This window comes from Bradyrhizobium sp. P2_E8 (genome assembly GCF_056403875.1).
In genome coordinates, this window is the sequence record NZ_JBFUES010001774.1 from 1 (window position 1) to 744 (window position 744).

General features: G+C 65.1%; 2 protein-coding genes. Both read left to right on the forward strand.

Annotated elements, in window-relative coordinates:
- On the forward strand, positions 1 to 289 hold a 289-nt coding region (locus AC1D00_RS43820; protein ID WP_477015031.1), incomplete at its 5' end, for a VOC family protein.
- An 85-nt stretch (positions 290 to 374) separates the two neighbouring features.
- Positions 375 to 617, forward strand: a complete 243-nt coding sequence (locus AC1D00_RS43825; RefSeq protein WP_404551807.1) for a hypothetical protein — start codon at positions 375 to 377, stop codon at positions 615 to 617.
- Positions 618 to 744 lie beyond the last annotated feature (127 nt).

The following is a 744-nucleotide window of genomic DNA, read 5'->3' on the forward strand; positions in this document are numbered from 1 at the left end:
GGTCACGGCGGAGCAGACCGGCCACGATCCGGCCGCCGGCTTCGGCGCCGACGGCAAGCCGGATTTCTGGATTGGCGGCGAAGGCGCCATGAACAAGCCGGTGCATGTCGCGATCGCGGCCAAGGACCGCGCCACGGTCGACGCCTTCTACAAGGCGGCGATCGCGGCCGGTGGACGCGACAACGGACCGCCCGGCATCCGCCCGCACTATCATTCGAACTATTACGGCGCCTTCGTGCTGGACCCCGACGGCCACAACATCGAGGCCGTCTGTCACGCGCCCGAATAGGCGCGCAGTCYGGGACGACGCGACAGGGAACATCGGCGCGGCATCATCGTTGTCCTTCTCTGGACAACCGAACTCGATGATGCCGATGCCGATCGAACCGCCCGAGATTCCACCGGCAACACCGGGGACTCCCACCGAGCCGCCGCCGGCAATTCCGCCGGGCAATCCGCAGCCTGAAATCACACCTCCAGTGCGCGAGCCCGGCGAATCACCGCGGCCCGACGAATTGCCGGGCCGCATGCCTGAAGAGATTCCATCGCGCGGACCGAACGGACCGCGCGCGCCCAATCCCGCGACGGATGCAATGCCGCCGCGAGACCATAGATGAGGCGAAGCATCACATGTGAGGCAATTGAAACCTGCGTCTGAATGCGCAATGAACGTTGCGATAGTGAAGTGATTTGCGTGCAGAAATAAATCGGGCCACGACCGCTTCGCCCGCCACATTCCGGCCT

Coding starts and splice junctions, on each gene's coding strand:
- AC1D00_RS43825 (WP_404551807.1), top strand. CDS start 375: ATGCCGATCGAACCGCCCGAGATTCCACCGGCAACACCGGGGACTCCC.